Annotated in this window: 19 protein-coding genes; 15 read left to right on the top strand and 4 right to left on the bottom strand. The window is 64.4% G+C overall.

Translation table 11 applies throughout. From position 1 onward, the window contains the following. Positions 1-157 precede the first annotated feature (157 nt). From MX571_RS22220 to MX571_RS22185, 8 genes are all read left to right on the top strand, one after another. Positions 158-1,342, top strand: a complete 1,185-nt coding sequence (locus MX571_RS22220) for a hypothetical protein (protein ID WP_247421979.1) — start codon at positions 158-160, stop codon at positions 1,340-1,342. 459 nt (positions 1,343-1,801) lie between these two features. Beyond that, positions 1,802-2,062 (top strand): DUF8136 domain-containing protein, encoded by a 261-nt coding sequence (locus tag MX571_RS22215; protein ID WP_247421977.1) that lies wholly within the window; start codon positions 1,802-1,804, stop codon positions 2,060-2,062. 16 nt (positions 2,063-2,078) lie between these two features. Then, positions 2,079-2,864, top strand: a complete 786-nt coding sequence (locus MX571_RS22210) for a hypothetical protein (protein ID WP_247421975.1) — start codon at positions 2,079-2,081, stop codon at positions 2,862-2,864. After that, positions 2,861-4,045, top strand: a complete 1,185-nt coding sequence (locus MX571_RS22205) for a DUF2213 domain-containing protein (protein ID WP_247421973.1) — start codon at positions 2,861-2,863, stop codon at positions 4,043-4,045. Before MX571_RS22210 ends, MX571_RS22205 begins: the two co-directional genes overlap by 4 nt. After that, positions 4,046-4,285: a hypothetical protein gene (locus tag MX571_RS22200; RefSeq protein ID WP_247421972.1), complete on the top strand. Its 240-nt coding sequence runs from the start codon at positions 4,046-4,048 to the stop codon at positions 4,283-4,285. It begins immediately after the preceding gene. Next, positions 4,278-4,721: a phage virion morphogenesis family protein gene (locus tag MX571_RS22195; RefSeq protein ID WP_247421970.1), complete on the top strand. Its 444-nt coding sequence runs from the start codon at positions 4,278-4,280 to the stop codon at positions 4,719-4,721. Before MX571_RS22200 ends, MX571_RS22195 begins: the two co-directional genes overlap by 8 nt. Then, positions 4,721-4,912 carry a hypothetical protein gene (locus MX571_RS22190; RefSeq protein WP_247421967.1) on the top strand — a complete coding sequence of 64 codons (192 nt, stop codon included), beginning with the start codon at positions 4,721-4,723 and terminating at the stop codon, positions 4,910-4,912. Before MX571_RS22195 ends, MX571_RS22190 begins: the two co-directional genes overlap by 1 nt. Then, positions 4,909-5,286: a hypothetical protein gene (locus MX571_RS22185; protein ID WP_247421965.1), complete on the top strand. Its 378-nt coding sequence runs from the start codon at positions 4,909-4,911 to the stop codon at positions 5,284-5,286. Before MX571_RS22190 ends, MX571_RS22185 begins: the two co-directional genes overlap by 4 nt. Positions 5,287-5,345: 59 nt before the next feature. Here the strand turns inward: MX571_RS22185 and MX571_RS22890 are convergent, their stop codons facing one another. Then, on the bottom strand, positions 5,346-5,963 hold the full coding sequence (locus MX571_RS22890; RefSeq protein WP_247421983.1) for a hypothetical protein: 618 nt from the start codon (positions 5,961-5,963) through the stop codon (positions 5,346-5,348). On the opposite strand from MX571_RS22890, the gene MX571_RS22175 reads away from it, so the two are divergent. Further along, positions 5,847-9,566 carry a phage tail tape measure protein gene (locus MX571_RS22175; protein WP_247421981.1) on the top strand — a complete coding sequence of 1,240 codons (3,720 nt, stop codon included), beginning with the start codon at positions 5,847-5,849 and terminating at the stop codon, positions 9,564-9,566. The two genes, MX571_RS22890 and MX571_RS22175, sit on opposite strands and share 117 nt — an antisense overlap. Before the next feature lie 171 nt (positions 9,567-9,737). Continuing rightward, entirely contained in the window at positions 9,738-9,986 is a 249-nt protein-coding gene (locus MX571_RS22170) for a helix-turn-helix domain-containing protein (RefSeq protein WP_247421962.1), read from the top strand. Between the two features lie 723 nt (positions 9,987-10,709). Here MX571_RS22170 and MX571_RS22165 read toward each other — a convergent pair. Then, on the bottom strand, positions 10,710-10,958 hold the full coding sequence (locus MX571_RS22165; protein ID WP_247421960.1) for a hypothetical protein: 249 nt from the start codon (positions 10,956-10,958) through the stop codon (positions 10,710-10,712). 179 nt (positions 10,959-11,137) lie between these two features. On the opposite strand from MX571_RS22165, the gene MX571_RS22160 reads away from it, so the two are divergent. Beyond that, positions 11,138-11,890, top strand: coding sequence for a hypothetical protein (locus MX571_RS22160; protein ID WP_247421957.1), 753 nt, complete (start codon positions 11,138-11,140; stop codon positions 11,888-11,890). Positions 11,891-12,234: 344 nt separating this feature from the next. On the opposite strand, the gene MX571_RS22155 is transcribed toward MX571_RS22160, so the two are convergent. Together MX571_RS22155 and MX571_RS22150 are read right to left on the bottom strand one after the other, a co-directional pair. Further along, entirely contained in the window at positions 12,235-12,675 is a 441-nt protein-coding gene (locus tag MX571_RS22155; RefSeq protein WP_247421954.1) for a PIN domain-containing protein, read from the bottom strand. Then, entirely contained in the window at positions 12,659-13,018 is a 360-nt protein-coding gene (locus tag MX571_RS22150; RefSeq protein ID WP_247421951.1) for a hypothetical protein, read from the bottom strand. Before MX571_RS22150 ends, MX571_RS22155 begins: the two co-directional genes overlap by 17 nt. Positions 13,019-13,286: 268 nt before the next feature. Between MX571_RS22150 and MX571_RS22145 the strand changes: the two genes are divergently transcribed. The 4 genes from MX571_RS22145 (at position 13,287) to MX571_RS22885 (ending at position 14,464) form a co-directional block, all read left to right on the top strand. After that, entirely contained in the window at positions 13,287-13,700 is a 414-nt protein-coding gene (locus tag MX571_RS22145; RefSeq protein ID WP_247421948.1) for an SWIM zinc finger family protein, read from the top strand. Continuing rightward, on the top strand, positions 13,697-13,903 hold the full coding sequence (locus MX571_RS22140; protein ID WP_247421945.1) for a hypothetical protein: 207 nt from the start codon (positions 13,697-13,699) through the stop codon (positions 13,901-13,903). The genes MX571_RS22145 and MX571_RS22140 overlap by 4 nt, the downstream gene beginning before the upstream one ends. 3 nt (positions 13,904-13,906) lie before the next feature. Next, a complete protein-coding gene (locus MX571_RS22960) occupies positions 13,907-14,041 on the top strand; it encodes a DUF7563 family protein (protein ID WP_438267255.1) in 135 nt (44 codons plus the stop codon). 243 nt (positions 14,042-14,284) lie between these two features. Further along, complete coding sequence (locus MX571_RS22885; RefSeq protein ID WP_368409097.1) at positions 14,285-14,464, top strand: zinc-ribbon domain-containing protein; 180 nt, start codon at positions 14,285-14,287, stop codon at positions 14,462-14,464. The last annotated feature ends 326 nt before the right edge of the window (positions 14,465-14,790 follow it).

Below are 14,790 nucleotides of genomic sequence, written 5' to 3'. Positions count from 1 at the left end.
GCTGTCTGGCGGTTTGCGGTCAACCACTATGACGATGGATGGGGAAGGAGAGTCTCTCCCCCCTCCCCTCCCTCCCCTATGGTAAGGGTGAGTGGTGGTTGTGGCACCACCCGAATCCCCCATCCCATAGGGGAGGGAGGACCAAGAGGTGGTCTCGGTGTCTGACCGAGTCCGCGTCGACTGGTACGTACCGACGGCTGAGTGGGAACAGTTCCGCGAGTACGTCGAGAGCGAATACGGTGAGATAGAGGGCTATCTTGGTCGGGAAACCGAGAGAGCGATGCAGCAGTACGTCGACACCGACGGCTACGGCAGTGTCGAGGAGCGAGTCAATCGTCTCGTCCGAGCGGCGGGTCGGAGGCCCGACGACCTTGACGAAGAAAAAAATCTTTCCAGCGACCTCGACCGGTCCGAGACGACTCGTGCATACGCCAGTGTCGAGTCGGAGGTCAAAGACGAGTTCCGAGAGGCTGTCAAAGACGAGTCGGACCCGTACGGCGTCATATTGGCAAAAGCGGTCAGGGAGTATCGGGGAGGTGGCCGCGCTGGACGCCTCGAACGGAAGCTTGACCGTGTCCTCGACGACGCCGAGGCGCTGCTCGCGACTGCGAGCGAGGACACCGACACCGGCCTCAGGAAGAACGGCCGCGAAGTGAAGACCGTCGCTATCTGCAACCAGCTCGACGAGCAGTTCACCGACAAGGAGCTCGTCGGCACTATCCAGGACACCGCGGGTGTGTCGAGTGCACCGTCGGTCCGGCAGTACCGGGAGGAAGTGGTCGAGCGCCTTGACGTCGAACCGCACCCGGCCAACTCCGACCTATGGGTTCCCCGGGAGGTCGTCGACGACCTCCTCGGTGAGGGTGTCCCCCGTGAGTGCCGGATGCCTGTCGAGTACCTGGACCGCGAGCAGCGCGAGGAGCGCGTGATGCTGGAACTCGGCCGACGAGCAATTCCCCGCGACGGCAACGACAGTGTCTCGGCGACCGACGTCCGGACCGACCTGCTCGACGACGTCCCAGCACGGTCGACCGTGGCCGACATCCTTGGCGCCGTCGCCCGCACTGACGGGTATACCGTTCATGAGACGGGCGACACAGCGCGCCTCCGGGTCGACCTCAATACTGTCAACGCCTACAACCCCGAGTTGATGGGGCGCATCCGGGCCTACTACGACGAGGGGAGCACCCGTGACGCCTCTCTCACATCGTACAACGAGAGTGAGGACAGCGGAGACGAGACGGACGACATCGCCGCCGAGTGGGACGCACTCGACTCCGCGTCCCCTGACGCAGCGTTCGCGACCGACGGTGGCCCTGACGACCTCGAGGACTCCGACTGAGGGGGTTACCCCACTCGTTCGAACCACAGTCGGAAGCGTGGGGTAACTGGTGATGACCGCGGCGGGCCTGTCGGAGCCTGCCGTGCGAGCCTCAATCCGGCCGGTCTTTCATGTTGTGGAGAGACGGGGCTTTTCTCCCCGTCTCGCGGTCTGAATGCGGGTTGTCGGGTCCGTGAGGGGACCCGTCAACCCTGTCAGGGGTTTTCCCTTCCGTGATGACCGTCGTCGCCTGCCGGAGCGACGTCGCGAGCATCCTCTCCGGCTGGTCGTCCGTGTGCTGTTGGATGGGGCGAGCAGCCCCTCTCGGTCCTCTGGGGACCATCTGCTAATTTCCCATTTTTATGCGCCGCGCTAAGCGGCAGATAGACAACATCTAATCATGACCCGACGCCCTGAACCTTCGGCAGAGACACTTCCTCTCTCGGCTCTCTCCGACTCATCCCCTGGGGGTGGTCACCCGTGACCGACGATGACCCGCCAGGAGATCCACCTCCGGACATCGACGACATCCTCTCGCTCCTCGAGGCTGGCATCCGCGAGGCGCACCGAAAGGTCGAGAACGGCCGAGTCCGGGATGCCGAGAACGAGAAGGTCCGCATCAAGTGGATTCGTGCTCTCGCCTACTCGGCCGGGCAGTATCGCCAACTCCTCCGCGATAAGGAGTTAGAGGAACTCAACGACCGCATCGAAGAACTCGAAGAACAGCAGCAGCGACCGTAACTCATCCCATCACATCATGTCCACAGACACCACTCCGAGCAGCAGTACTGACAGCAGCACCGCCTTCCGAACCACCTACACCGACGGTACGGGCCTTCCTCCTGGACTCGACGACTACCTCGTGTTTGTCCCTGGCCACTCGGGCCATAGGCACCAGTCGTCGACGGCGACGTCGGTCGCGCCCGACGTCGACCTCATCGCGACGGCCGCGACGCCCGACGCGAGCATCCGGCCGACGCTCAGTGTCGAGGCCCGATTCTCGCCGGTCGACGACACCTCGCCAGTCCCGACCCATGCCCTCCACGTCGAGGAACTCTCGCTCGCCGAAGCTACCGCCGAGGCATTCCGATCGGCGTACGCCGAGACGGTTGTCTCCCGGTATAACGGCATCGAGGACCGACGTGAACAGTCGGCGGTCGTCGGCGCGGAGATCGAGGCCGCGCTCACCGACCTTGCTGAGCAGCTCGCCGCTGGTAGGGCCCTCGTCCTGTCCCAGGCAGCCCACTACTACGTCCTCTCGACGACGTCGGTGCGACACCTCCCGACGGGTGACTGGGAGGTCGAGATTGATACTGCTGGCGAGTTCGGTCGGGATACAGTCCTCCACCTCTCTCCGGAAGAGTGGACGGCATCAGCGCTCGGTCGCCAGAACCTGCACCTCCCGCCCCGGCCCAGCGCAGGCCCGACCACTGGCGGGACGGACGTCCGCAACGGGTTCGACTGGCGAAACGAGTGGCCGGTCCTCCGACGGGCCTGGGGGGCGATGGCCGACGCGGACACTGGCGAGGAGGCCGAGCAGTGAGCGCCTCCTCCGGCCCCGCCAGTGCGTCGACCTCCTCTGCTGACGGCGGGCCGTTCCGCCGCGAAACCGAGGGTGGCGTTGAGTTCCTCGTCGCGCCGGTAGTCGCCCAGCGGGAGGGCGTCTATGCCTATCGCTCCGCGTCGGGTCGACCGACGTACGAGTTCGTCCCAGGGGACGAGCTGACGTCGAACGCGGCCGACTGGGAGGGCCAACCTCTCCTCCTCCGGCATCCGGAGGTCGACGGTACGACGACAACCACGGGCCACCCCAACGCCGCCCCGACGACCGTCGGTGAGTTCCGGTCTGCGTCGGAGCACTCGACCGACGACGCCCTCGCCGGTGAGGTCTGGATTCACGCCGAGGAGATCGGTCGCCACAACGGCGACCTCAGACGGTACGTCGACGATGTCCGCGGTGGCGCGTACGGTGAGGTTTCGACCAGTTACGTCCCCCGGATGGATTCGACGTCTGGACAGTACGACGGTCAGCGCTACGACGCCATCCAGCGCGACCTCAAGCCCGACCACCTCGCCCTCCTCCCCGACGCCGTCGGCAACTGCGACGTCGAGAGTATGCAGTGCGGTGTCGGCCGATTCAACGGCCGCTCCGACCTCCGCGCGAACCACCACCCAAACAGCTCGCCAACTAACTCGCCCTCCTCCCCATCAACCATGTCCGACAACAGCACCAGTAGCACCGACGCCGTCAGTTCCACCCCCGCCCGCCGCCAACTCGCTGCGGAGAGCGACCTACCCTCCGAATACGTCGAGGATATGCCGGAGTCGCGAGTGTTCGAACTCGTCGACGCGATCGACGACGCTCGCCGGACCCTCCGTGCGAACAGTTCCATCACTCCCCACGGGAAGAACGCGCAGGCGCTTCTCGAAATCGCAGAGGAGGTCTCGCCGCGGTCGAACGGCGAGGAGAAGGAGACCGAGATGCCGACCGCTGGGATGGGTAACCGCGACGAGTCACGACCGCGCGGCAACTCGTCGATGCGGTCGCGACAGCCCTCGGTGACCCTCTCTCCCGCCGCGAAGCTCAGGAACGAGAAAAAGCGCGCTGAGCAGGCCGAGGAGAACCGGACGAATCGCGGGAATGGGACTGCCACTCCCGCCGGGTATGAGGGCTTCAAACGTCGACAGGCCGAGAAGAACCCCTGGGACCGGAGGGACCGATAGATGGCCCGCCCGACGAAGCGCTCGCTTGAGCGCCGCCTCGCGGACCTCGTCGAGGAGGAGACCCACGGCCCCGAGGATGGTGTCGAGTTGGAGTTCGAAGACGCAGCGACAGCCCAGCAGGTCCGCCAGGAGCGTGACGAGTTCACGGCGGGGGACCGCGAGCACTTCTCCGACACCGTTGCTGCGAGCATCCGGGAGGCCATGCGCGACCTCGACGAACCGGTGAGATTCGATGCCTAACGCTGTCCGTGACGAGAACCGCATCCCGGCGGTACGGGCGGCACTCCGCGCTGCCGAGGGGAGTATCGCCGAGTCCATCGCGACGGACGTCAACGAGACAGTTCGCGAGAACTGGTCCGCTGGGAAGAACGCCCTCGGTGGGGCGTGGGCCCCTAATGCACCGGAGACTATCCGGCAAAAGGGCGGGTCGACACCACTCATCGACACTGGTGAGACACGCGAGGCGATGGGTGTCTCCGCAGAGGGTGACACCGCCCGTGTCGGCCCGACGACCGACGAGGCGGCGAAGCTTATCGCGATTCACGAGCACGGCGTCCCGGAGCAGAACATCCCGGCCCGACCGGTTATCGGGCCCGCCGGGGAGTACGCCCATCAGGTCGCCGAGGACGTCGCGGAGAGAACGCTGACGAAGACGCTCGCCGGGGTGACCCTGTGATGGCCGACGCACCCGAGTCGGATGACGTCGACCACTGGGAGGTCCTCCGGGAGTACGAGAGTGGAGAGCGCGACGAGCTACCCGACGAGACCCGTGAGTACCACCACCGAATCAATCGGGAGTCCCAAGGCGCACTCCTCGACGAGCTCGCCAAGGGCCTCACCGCACTCAGCCAGGAGGACGACCAGTGACTGACCCCACAGACAACGTCGACGCGATCGACTACGAGAGCCAAGACCTCTCGGCGCTCGAAGAGCACCGGAGTACGGACCTCATTTGGTTTGGCATCCGCTTCCGGGTGTCAGAACCCGAGAGCTACCAGGAGGGACGGGCCCTTTTCGACCCCGTCAAGGATGTCGAGACCTGGGCTCACCGGACGCTGTCTATCCTCGTCGACGAGCCATCCCCACTCCGGCCTGTCCTCGACCACCTGACGCCGTGGCACGCAGTCCTCCTCGCCGCGGAGTGTCTCACCTGGCTCCGTGCCGACGAGTACCTCGACGAAATCGAGAACCTTCGCGAGCTACAGTCCAACGACCCGACTTCCCTGGGCTCGCTTCGGTGACTCCCACCTGGGACCCACACTCGTCAATCTGACTCCCACCTGACTCCCAGTACCGGCATCTACCACTCCTCCCCCGGCACCCTCTCCGCACTCAACTTCCCCCTCACCTCCTCCGCATTAGGTATCGTTCTCTGAGCCTGCCGGGAATTTTCCGAGAAGGCTACTTCCGGGGCCTCGCCGGTCCTCGATAGGGCACACCCCACGTCTCCGTCGAATCGCTCGCCAGCCATCGCCCTCCTCCCCCGCTCAGCCATGTCCTCACAGTCCCCCACCTCACCAGCGAGTCGTATCGCCAGCAGCAGCACCGTCGTCCGTTCGGAGGTGGCCTGACCGTGGTGTCGGGCGGCCTCGTTCGCCGTCTCTTCGTCGAGATACGGGTCGACGCCGACCAAGCTGTCGCTGGTCTCGCAACTGTTGATGAGGCGGCCGACCAGGCGGGCGACTCGCTGGATCGGGCAGGGTCCCGTGCTGACGACCTCCGATCGGCGTTCCTTGGCGTCGGTGCCGTCACCGCGGGCCTCACCGTCGGCCTCGGTCTCATCGCCCGGCAGGGCGCGAACATCGACGAGACGTTTCAGACGGTCCAGAGCGTCACGGGAGCCACCTCGTCGGAACTCTCGGCGATGCGAGACACGACCCAGGAACTCGCCGCGACGACGACTCAGAGCGCCGGTCAAATCGCACAGGGGTTCAAATACCTCGCATACAGCGGCCTCGACGCGAAGGAATCAATCGCCGCTATCGACGAGGTGGCTGAGCTGGCGACTGTCTCTCAGATGTCGCTGGCCGATGCCACCAGATCGGTCACGAGTACGCTCTCGTCGTTCGGGCTCGAAGCCTCGAAAGCAGGGGATGTCGCGAGCACGATGTCAAGCGTGTTCGCCTCGTCGGACGTCGAACTCAGCGAGCTCTCCGAGACGCTCTCATACGTGTCGTCGCAGGCTAACACGGCGTCTCAGGACCTTGCTACCACGGCTGGGGCTGCTGGAATATTGTCCGATGCTGGCATCAGGTCGAGCAGGGCAGGGACTACTCTCAGAGGCATCCTTGCCTCGCTTTCGGATCCGTCCGGGAAGGCCGCCGAAGCGCTGAAAACCCTCGGACTGAGCATCAGCGACTTCAGCGACCAGGAGGGGGATCTCCTGAGTCTGGACACGGTGTTCCAGAAACTGCAGTCGCGGATGAAAGACATGGGTTCCCAGCAACGGACCCGCATTCTTCAACAGCTCTTCGGCCGCGAAGCAGCGTCTGGGGCCGCGGTCCTCGTCAACCGAGTTGGCGACCTCTCCGAGAAAATCAATCAGGTGTCCGCGGCCAACCTGCAGTCCGCGATTGACGCGCTGAGGGAGGCCGAGGCATCGGCACTTGACCAGCGCACGACCGACCTCGGCGTCTCCCTCTCCCCGGACATGAATCGGGAGGAGGTGCTGAGTCAGTTCCAGCAGCTCTCCGAAGAGGTCGACCAGGAGGAGCTCCAGCAGCAAATCAAGGTCGGTCTGAACGTCGGAGATGGGGCCGCGGAGTACCTCGCTGGCGAACTTGAGGCCGGGACGTCAGTCGACTCCCTCGCCTCGTCGATGGAGTCGGCGGTGACGGCCGGGGAACTCGCCTCGGACAAACTCAGCACCGTCAATGGTCGCCTGCGCTATCTCGCCGGTTCAGCGCAGAGCGCCGCCTATTCGATGTATGCGGGTTTCCGACCGGCACTGAGCATCATCCTCGACGGCCTCGTCGCGTTCGCTGACGTCGTCACTGCCGTTCCCGGCGCACTGAAGGTGTTCGGTGCGGCGATGTTCGCGACGGCCGCCGCCGGGGTGGCCCTCACCGCTTCGCTCGGGATGACCATCGCGAGGAGTCGCCTACAGGCCGCCCTCGCCGCTGACTCGGCGTCCGCGACGTGGGCCCAGGCGATGGCCCAGCGAGGGGCCGCGGCTGCTTCACGGGCCGCTGCTGGCGCTCAGGCTGTCTACACCGCTGCCCTTCAGGGGAATCTCCTCGCTCTCACGAGACAGAAAGGCGCGCAGGCGGCGGCAACGCTCGCGACGTGGCGGTCAACCGCTGCCGAACGGGCGAGCGCGGCGGCGACCTGGGCGTCGACGGCCGCAACGAATGCACGGACCATCGCGAGCAACGGTGCGGCCGCCGCCCAGAACCTCTACGCGGCGGCGACGAACCGTCTCTCCCTCGCCCTCGCCCGACAGAAGGTTGCGGCGGCGGCGAGCGCGGCGGCGACGTACGCGACGACGGGTGCGAGTTACGCCGCTGCGGCCGCGTCGTCCGTCCTCTCGACGGTCATGGGCGTCGGTGTGACCGGCGCGTTCTACGCTGCTGCTGCTGCAGCCGTCTCCTTCATGGTAGCGCTGGGCCCCATCGGCTGGGTCGCCCTCGCCGCGGGGGCCCTGCTCGTCGGTGCCGCCGTCTCCGACCTCGGCGGCACCATCGACGCCGTCCTCGGACCCGTGAGCGCGCTCGTCGGTCTCGGTGGCGACCTCCTCGGGTGGACGCTCGACCTCGCCGGCGCGGTCCTCGACCTCGCCGGGGCGCTCGCAGGTCTCGGCCTCGGTGTCGTCCTCGCACCATTCGAAGCGTTCTATAACCTCGTCAACGCGCTGACTGGCGGCGGTATCGACGAGGCGGCAGCGTCGGTCGGCGGACTCGCTGAGTCGGCCGCGGCGCTGCTCGCGCCACTCGTCGAGCTCCCAGGAACCATCCGGGGGGTGGCCGACTCTATCCGGGGGTTCGACCCCGGCGAGTTCCTCTCCTCACTTCCGGGACAGGCGGCGAGCGCCGCCGCTGACGTTCCCGGCGCGATAGCAGGGGCGCTCGGTGGGTTCTCCTGGACGGTATTCTTCCCACCCCTGGCCCTGACTGAATTCGTCACCGGCGTCGACCTCGGTGACTACGTTGAGTGGCCTGGGTGGGATGCTATCGTCCCCGAGTTCTCGTGGCCGTCTATCCCGAGTCTGAAGCTCGGAGAGCAGGCGACGGCGTCTGTCGGACTCGACATCGGCAACTGGTCGCTCCCGAGTCTCTCGCTCCCGGCACTCGACATCGGCAACCCACTCGCGGGTGTCGAGTCGGCGGTGTCTGACTCCGTCGCTGGGGTGCAGGCGTCGCTCACCGGCCTGTGGTCCGCCTTCGAGCAGCGCTTCCCACGGACGGCTGAGGCGCTCGCGACCCGTGCGGAGGACGTCGGCAACGTCGTCCAGTGGGTCGGCGACCAGTTCGACGCTGCAGGTGATACTGTTGCCCGGACCCTCCGCCCGCTCGAAGGGTGGGCCGACACCGCCGGTGACGTCGCCCGGACGGCCGGGATGCTGACGCTCGGACCGCTCGTCCTCGGTCTCCGCGCCGCGGGCGACGCGGCGGGCTGGGCGGGCGAGCAGTTCGACCGCCTCGTCGGATCGCCGATCGGAGGCTTCGTCGACGGGGTTGAGTCGGGGGTTCAGGACGTCCGGACGTCGCTCCGCAACGCTATTCCGTCGACCGGTGAGGTTCTCGGCGGACTGGGCGACCTTGGCGGTGCCGTCGCCAGTCAGCTCGGCACTGGCCTTGACGTGACGCTCGCGAGCATCCTCACCCCGGAGACCATGCTCCCGAAGGTTGGTCAGTGGTGGTATGACGCCGGGGCGGGCCTCGTCGACGCACTTGTCAACGGCGTCACGTCCGCGCCGGACGCGGTCGCCGGTGCCGTCGAGGGAGTCGTCGACGACGTCGCTTCGTACCTCCCAGGGAGCGACGCCGAACGCGGTCCACTGAGCAACCTGACGGCCCGCGGGCAAGCGCTCCCCGAGACGATGGCCTCCGGAGCCCAACGCGGGGAGGGGTCGCTCGCGTCCACGCTCGCGTCGGTCCTCAGCACGGCTATGCCGTCGATGGGTGCGCTGGACGTCGGCCCGCTCGCCGCTCAGCCCAACGGCGTGAACGGTGCTCTCTCGGGAGTCGGTCAGATGGCTGGCCTCTTCCCCGGTGTCCAGGTGGCGACGCCGACGGTCAACGCTCCCGATCCACCCAGCGTTAACGCGGACGTCGACGGCGGTCAATTCCCGTCGGGTCCGGAGTTGGCACGGCAGATCGCGCAGGCGAACGCTCGCGAGGGGGCGCTTGGTGACTCGTCGGTGACCGTCTCCGCGCCGACGATCGAGCGCTCGGCCTCTCGCGAGGAAATGCGCCAGCTCCTCCGCGAGGAGGGGCTCTCGAAGAAGCAGGTCGAGCAGATTATCACCGCCGCCTTCCGCGACGGTGACGCCGGTCCCAAGCCTGGACGGCGGTCCGGGTGAGAACCTCCACGAGAACGGAAAACGGGCGATGCGTCGAACCGGCGAACGTACGCGCAGCTAAGTATCCGGGAAAGGCCGAAAAGTGGCCCTTCGCGCCTTGAAGGGGGCATATAGACAATCACGTTCCAGAGACTTAACTAGTTCGATTTGATAACATCAACCATTCACACAATGAACTCTGCACACCAACTGACGTATCCCGCGAAAGTAGCGCTCAACCGGCTGCAGTGGGACGGAGAGGCCTGTTTCGGAGAGTTGCGCGATGACCTCGAAATGCCCGAGTCAACGCTCGCGAAGGCGCTGAAGCAACTCCGTGAGGCAGGGGTCGTCGACAAGCGAGACGGCGAGGACGACGCCCGGAGGTCAATTTACTCGGTTGTCGAGGACGCATCGGCGACGTCGTCGGTGAGCGCAACGTGAGTCCTTCGGAGCGAGTCGAGAGCCAGCGGCAAACGGACAGCGAGTAGTACGATTCCCTGTCGATTCAACGTCGCTGGCAGTCTCGAAGTGCACACGACCCCAAGTCCCGAACGGTTTTTGTACCCGTGCGAGAATCGACAGATAGCGTCAGGGACGTGAGGCACCCCGGACGCGCGACTAACCGCCTCAACTGCATGGCGTGTGAGAACAACCATGCGGTCACCGCGGCCCTCATCACGGCGAGTGCAACACTGCTGGCTGCCGGTCATCCGGCTGGCTGGCTGTTCCTCGTGCTGTACGTGATGCGGAGCCAGGAAACGGATTGCCGGTGACCGCCACGAGAGAGGTATCGTCGGGCCGCTGCCACGGCCTGCGACCACGCGGTATCATTCTTTGTCACCCTCGTACAGAGAGCGACGCGGACTGACTGACGTGGTTCTTGAGACACCTGGGTTGTGGTACGTGGCGGTGTCAGACAGGAATATACGGTGTGACACTAAAACAGTTTTGATTAGCATAATGTCTGATACCATTGTATTGTCTGAGATTCAAGAATCCCTATAGGGTCCGACTTCTCGGCCGAGCTGACATGAAAAGCGGAAATATTGACCAGGTATTTCTGCTGGAATGACCTAAGATAGGAAAATCGCCATACGGCAGCGGAATGACTATAGGCCCGTGAGCATGGATTAGAATGATTACCCTCGCTGAGGGACCCAAACCTCAGCGACGGGAGGCAATTGCGACCTCGTAGAGGTTGCCCAGGGTGACCGCGTAGCCGGTGACGATGAGCACGATCGCAAGCGTCACGCTCCCGATAATCAGCCAGGGCGAAACCTGATTCTGCGCAAGCGCAAACCTCGCCCACCCAGTCCAAAAGAGACTGAGTATACCGGCCCCAATTGCGCTAACTGCAAACTTCGCTCCGGATTTCGCCCAATTCGTTCTATCTTTGTCTGGTAACTCAACCATACGTCCATATATATCTTATTTGCAGGTAAATACCTGACGGAGATTAGAATAAGGAACCGAACACTTCTCACTGACAGCAGTATGAGCCGGTTCGATATCAGCCCATAGACGATTGTGTTGATGCGCACGTGGGCACGCTCGTCGGAACGCTCATAGGTGTTGGCTCCTCGCTGGTCAGTATGACACTCACCCCCGACGACGTGCTCAACGCGATTGGCGAGCTCCATCGAGCGACCGGACGGCCCGTGACGACGGCCAGCGAGGTCGCTGCCCACCTCGACGCCTCGAAACGGACCGTCAACGACCGCCTCTCGACGCTTGCGTACGCCGAGAAAATTGGCCGGTTCGAAGCCGGTGGCCGGTCAGTCGTTTACTGGGACCCCGACGTCGTCGCGGTGATAAGCGCCGAGACGAGCACCGACGACCGGACCCATGAAGGAACCGACGAGAGTGCGTACGAACGCACGTACGAAAGCAACGGTGCCGACGAGCGCCCCCATGTCCGTGCCCACGAGCGCACAGACGAGAGCGCCGACGACACTCCGACCGCGCCCCGGGGAGAGGGGAGCGGTGTCACGGCCGCGCCGGTCGACGAACCGGACGGTGACAGCCCCGGCGGTGACAGCGACGAGCAGACGGTGCTCGACGCCGTAAGCTTCCCCAGCACGCGGGACCGCGAGGCGTGCGTAGCGGCCGTCCTCGCCGTCCGCGAGTACCTCCGAGAGCACGGCCCGACGTCGCGAGCTGACCTCGTCGACCAGGTCATGCCGAAGCACACCGTCGGCTATGACGTCCCGGATCCAGAGCGAGAAAGTCGTTACCGCGGCGGATGGTGGCGCTCAGTGGTGAAACCCGCCCTCGAGGAGTATGAGGACGTCGAGAAACCGAAGGGCGGCGGCCGGTGGTCGCTCGTCGACTCCGAATCGTTGTAAATCGCCCGACGACAGGCGAAAACGCTTTACCTCTCCCAGATGTAGCTATAGGTAACCCGTCGCCCTCCATAGCGACCGGTCGCCTGACCAGCCTTGGCTGAGTTGGGAGACCAACCACATACACTCTCCGAATCTTGAAGTAGCAGGCCGTGAGTTGTCCAAATAATGCACCCTCAGTGTCTTAGGTGCGAGCGGCGTCTTTCTGCTCCTACTCCCGGAGACCCACCACGGCTTTCCAAGAAGTTCTGCTCGCGCCAGTGCGAAACCGAGTATCATAAGGAAAACCGGGCGGAGAAGTATAGCAAGTTGGCAGAGGAGCGTTACTAAAACGCTATTTCCGCACTCTACGAATCACGCTGATTCGGGGCGATAACAAATGCAGAGAGGTCATCGACGTCCGAGTAGTCTTTATCCGTCGCAAGAACCGTCAAGTCCCTTCTACGGGCAATCCCAGCGATTAGGATATCAAACTCGTTGATGATGTTTCCCTCATTAAGAAGCTCGTCTTTTATCGCGCTGGCCTCGAGTGCATCGGCTCTGGAAAATGGCACAGGGTCGGCCCACGAGAGGGCGGAGTCAACAGTCGCCGGTGACTCAGAATCGCTGTCTGCCCGGCGGGCTCCCACGTAGAGTTCATACAGAACTGGGGACGGAATCTTGTACCCCGGATTCGACTCGTCAACCACTCTCCCGACGAGATCGGGTGGCGAACGAAGGACCTCGATCGTGTACTGCTGCTCGTTGAGATAGTCGATGGCGAAGCTGCTGTCAACGAGAAAGGGCATCGCGCTCCTTGGCGTCCTCATTGAATTTTTCCTCGACCTCGCGAGCACGCTCGGCGAAGTCCGTTCCCGCGAAGGCTCCGAACCCGGCCTCAAAGTCGTCAGCTGACGATGAGTCGTCTTCTGGCACCCACCATACCTGAGCGCGCGAGCCGACGTCCATGCTGTCGAGGTCGCCCTTCTCGCGGAGGCCTTTGAGTCGGTCGAGAGTCGCTCGACTCCCGATCGGGAGCTCTTCAGCAACCATCGAGGTGGTGAGGACAGGAGTCTCGGCCCTCGCGAATACCTCAATAATGTCCGCGTCGGTCACCCTCGGAGGACGTCCAACGCTGGTCTCTTCGTTCATACCTAAGCATTCGGCATAGTGCTACTAAAAACCTCCCACCGACAGAACTAAGTTACCTCCGATGGTACGAAGTAATAGAGACAGACCGGTCCCTCGGGGCGTTGCGTTCGGAAAGCGCCCGGGTGCTTGGACCCACCCGGGCCGGTTGTCTCAAGACTGGACAACCATGACGCAATTCGACACAGCGGCGGAAGAGCGTATCGACCTCAGCGAGCGGGACGTTCGCGCGCTGACTGACTACCTCCTCGTCGTCGAGGAGGCCCCCGGCGTGTACGACGTCTACGGTGAGGGCGGCGACCGATACACCGTCGACCGCGATACATCCTCCTGTACCTGCCCCGACGCCCAGTACCGTGGCGTCGAGTGCAAGCACCAGAGAAGGGTCGCGTTCCACGTCGGCGAGCGGGAGATCCCCGAGTGGATCGACCTCGGCGCCGTCGACGAGCTCCTCGTCAGCTACCTCGGCCTCGACGACGCCGGCGTGCCGGAAACGCGCGTCGCGACCGACGGCGGTGAAATCATCGTCGCCGGTGACGACGGCGAGATTCTCGAGGATAGCGACGAGGACGAGGAGGACACCGAGCCCCACCGCGCCGTCCCCCCGTACGACCACGAGCCTCGTGGGTTCTACTCCGATGAGGAGTATGACGACAACTACAGTTGTCACGAGGGGCGCGAATGACACCCGGACGCGCCGAGGGCTTCGAGCGGGCCGCTGACGGACTCACTGACGTTGTCGATGCAATCGACGACGTCGACCTCAACGCGATGCAGACCGAGGACGTGCGGACCGTCCTCGACGCGAGGGAGACGCTCGAAGACCTGACCGGCCAGTACCGACACGACCAGCGCGCCTACCAGCGGAACCAGCGCGAGGAGGAGTGACCCATGCCCGAATGCGACGAATGCGGCGGACACGTCTCCCAGGCGTTTGTTCGCGTTTTCGCGGACAACGATGGCGACCTCCTCGCCTGCCCCAGCTGCTCGACGTTCGCTGAACTGAGCGGCGGGATGATGGAGTGACCGGAACAGTGTCCAGCGGGCCCTCCGACGTACTAAAGTGGGAGGGGTCCATCAGGACACACAGTCACAAACTGCCACATAACGCCAAAACAACTCACGCGCGGCTGACGAGCGTGAAAACGAAGGGAAGGACCCTTGAACATCCTCCCCTTCGTTTTCCCTGCTCTTGAACCTTCGGGAGAGACTTCCACGTAGTTTCCCGGAACTCTACTTCCCGGAGAGAGCCGCGTGCTACCATCTACCATGCACGCGACACTCATCGACAACACGGCCGAGACGGATAGCCAGCACAACAGCAGCTCCGACGAGCGCGGTCTCACGCCTATCGAGGGCGTCTGCGGCGACTACTGCCCGAACTGTGGGTCGACACTTCGCGACGACGCTCGCGAGTGCCCTCGGTGCCGGAAGGGGATTTGCCGATGACCCACTCCCCGCTGACGCCGGTCGCCGCCCTCACTCGAAGAAATCTTTTTTCTTCGAACAGCGACGCGAAGCGGTCGGTCGGTATCGAGGCCGCCCCCCGGACCGCACACCTCGGCGGTGCTGTCTGGCGGTTTGCGGTCAACCACTATGACGATGGATGGGGAAGGAGAGTCTCTCCCCCCTCCCCTCCCTCCCCTATGGTAAGGGTGAGTGGTGGTTGTGGCACCACCCGAATCCCCCATCCCATAGGGGAGGGAGGACCAAGAGGTGGTCTCGGTGTCTGACCGAGTCCGCGTCGACTGGTACGTACCGACGGCTGAGTGGGA

Source organism: Halomarina salina (assembly GCF_023074835.1).
GTDB lineage: Archaea > Halobacteriota > Halobacteria > Halobacteriales > Haloarculaceae > Halomarina > Halomarina salina.
This window is presented reverse-complemented; position numbering and strand designations above follow the sequence as displayed.

Excerpts from the sequence above, each read along its gene's own strand:
- MX571_RS22210 (WP_247421975.1), top strand. The coding sequence starts at position 2,079 with ATGTCCACAGACACCACTCCGAGCAGCAGTACTGACAGCAGCACCGCC.
- MX571_RS22200 (WP_247421972.1), top strand. The coding sequence starts at position 4,046 with ATGGCCCGCCCGACGAAGCGCTCGCTTGAGCGCCGCCTCGCGGACCTC.
- MX571_RS22195 (WP_247421970.1), top strand. The coding sequence starts at position 4,278 with ATGCCTAACGCTGTCCGTGACGAGAACCGCATCCCGGCGGTACGGGCG.
- MX571_RS22190 (WP_247421967.1), top strand. The coding sequence starts at position 4,721 with ATGGCCGACGCACCCGAGTCGGATGACGTCGACCACTGGGAGGTCCTC.
- MX571_RS22170 (WP_247421962.1), top strand. The coding sequence starts at position 9,738 with ATGAACTCTGCACACCAACTGACGTATCCCGCGAAAGTAGCGCTCAAC.
- MX571_RS22165 (WP_247421960.1), bottom strand. The coding sequence starts at position 10,958 with ATGGTTGAGTTACCAGACAAAGATAGAACGAATTGGGCGAAATCCGGA.
- MX571_RS22160 (WP_247421957.1), top strand. The coding sequence starts at position 11,138 with ATGACACTCACCCCCGACGACGTGCTCAACGCGATTGGCGAGCTCCAT.
- MX571_RS22155 (WP_247421954.1), bottom strand. The coding sequence starts at position 12,675 with ATGCCCTTTCTCGTTGACAGCAGCTTCGCCATCGACTATCTCAACGAG.
- MX571_RS22150 (WP_247421951.1), bottom strand. The coding sequence starts at position 13,018 with ATGAACGAAGAGACCAGCGTTGGACGTCCTCCGAGGGTGACCGACGCG.
- MX571_RS22140 (WP_247421945.1), top strand. The coding sequence starts at position 13,697 with ATGACACCCGGACGCGCCGAGGGCTTCGAGCGGGCCGCTGACGGACTC.
- MX571_RS22960 (WP_438267255.1), top strand. The coding sequence starts at position 13,907 with ATGCCCGAATGCGACGAATGCGGCGGACACGTCTCCCAGGCGTTTGTT.
- MX571_RS22885 (WP_368409097.1), top strand. The coding sequence starts at position 14,285 with ATGCACGCGACACTCATCGACAACACGGCCGAGACGGATAGCCAGCAC.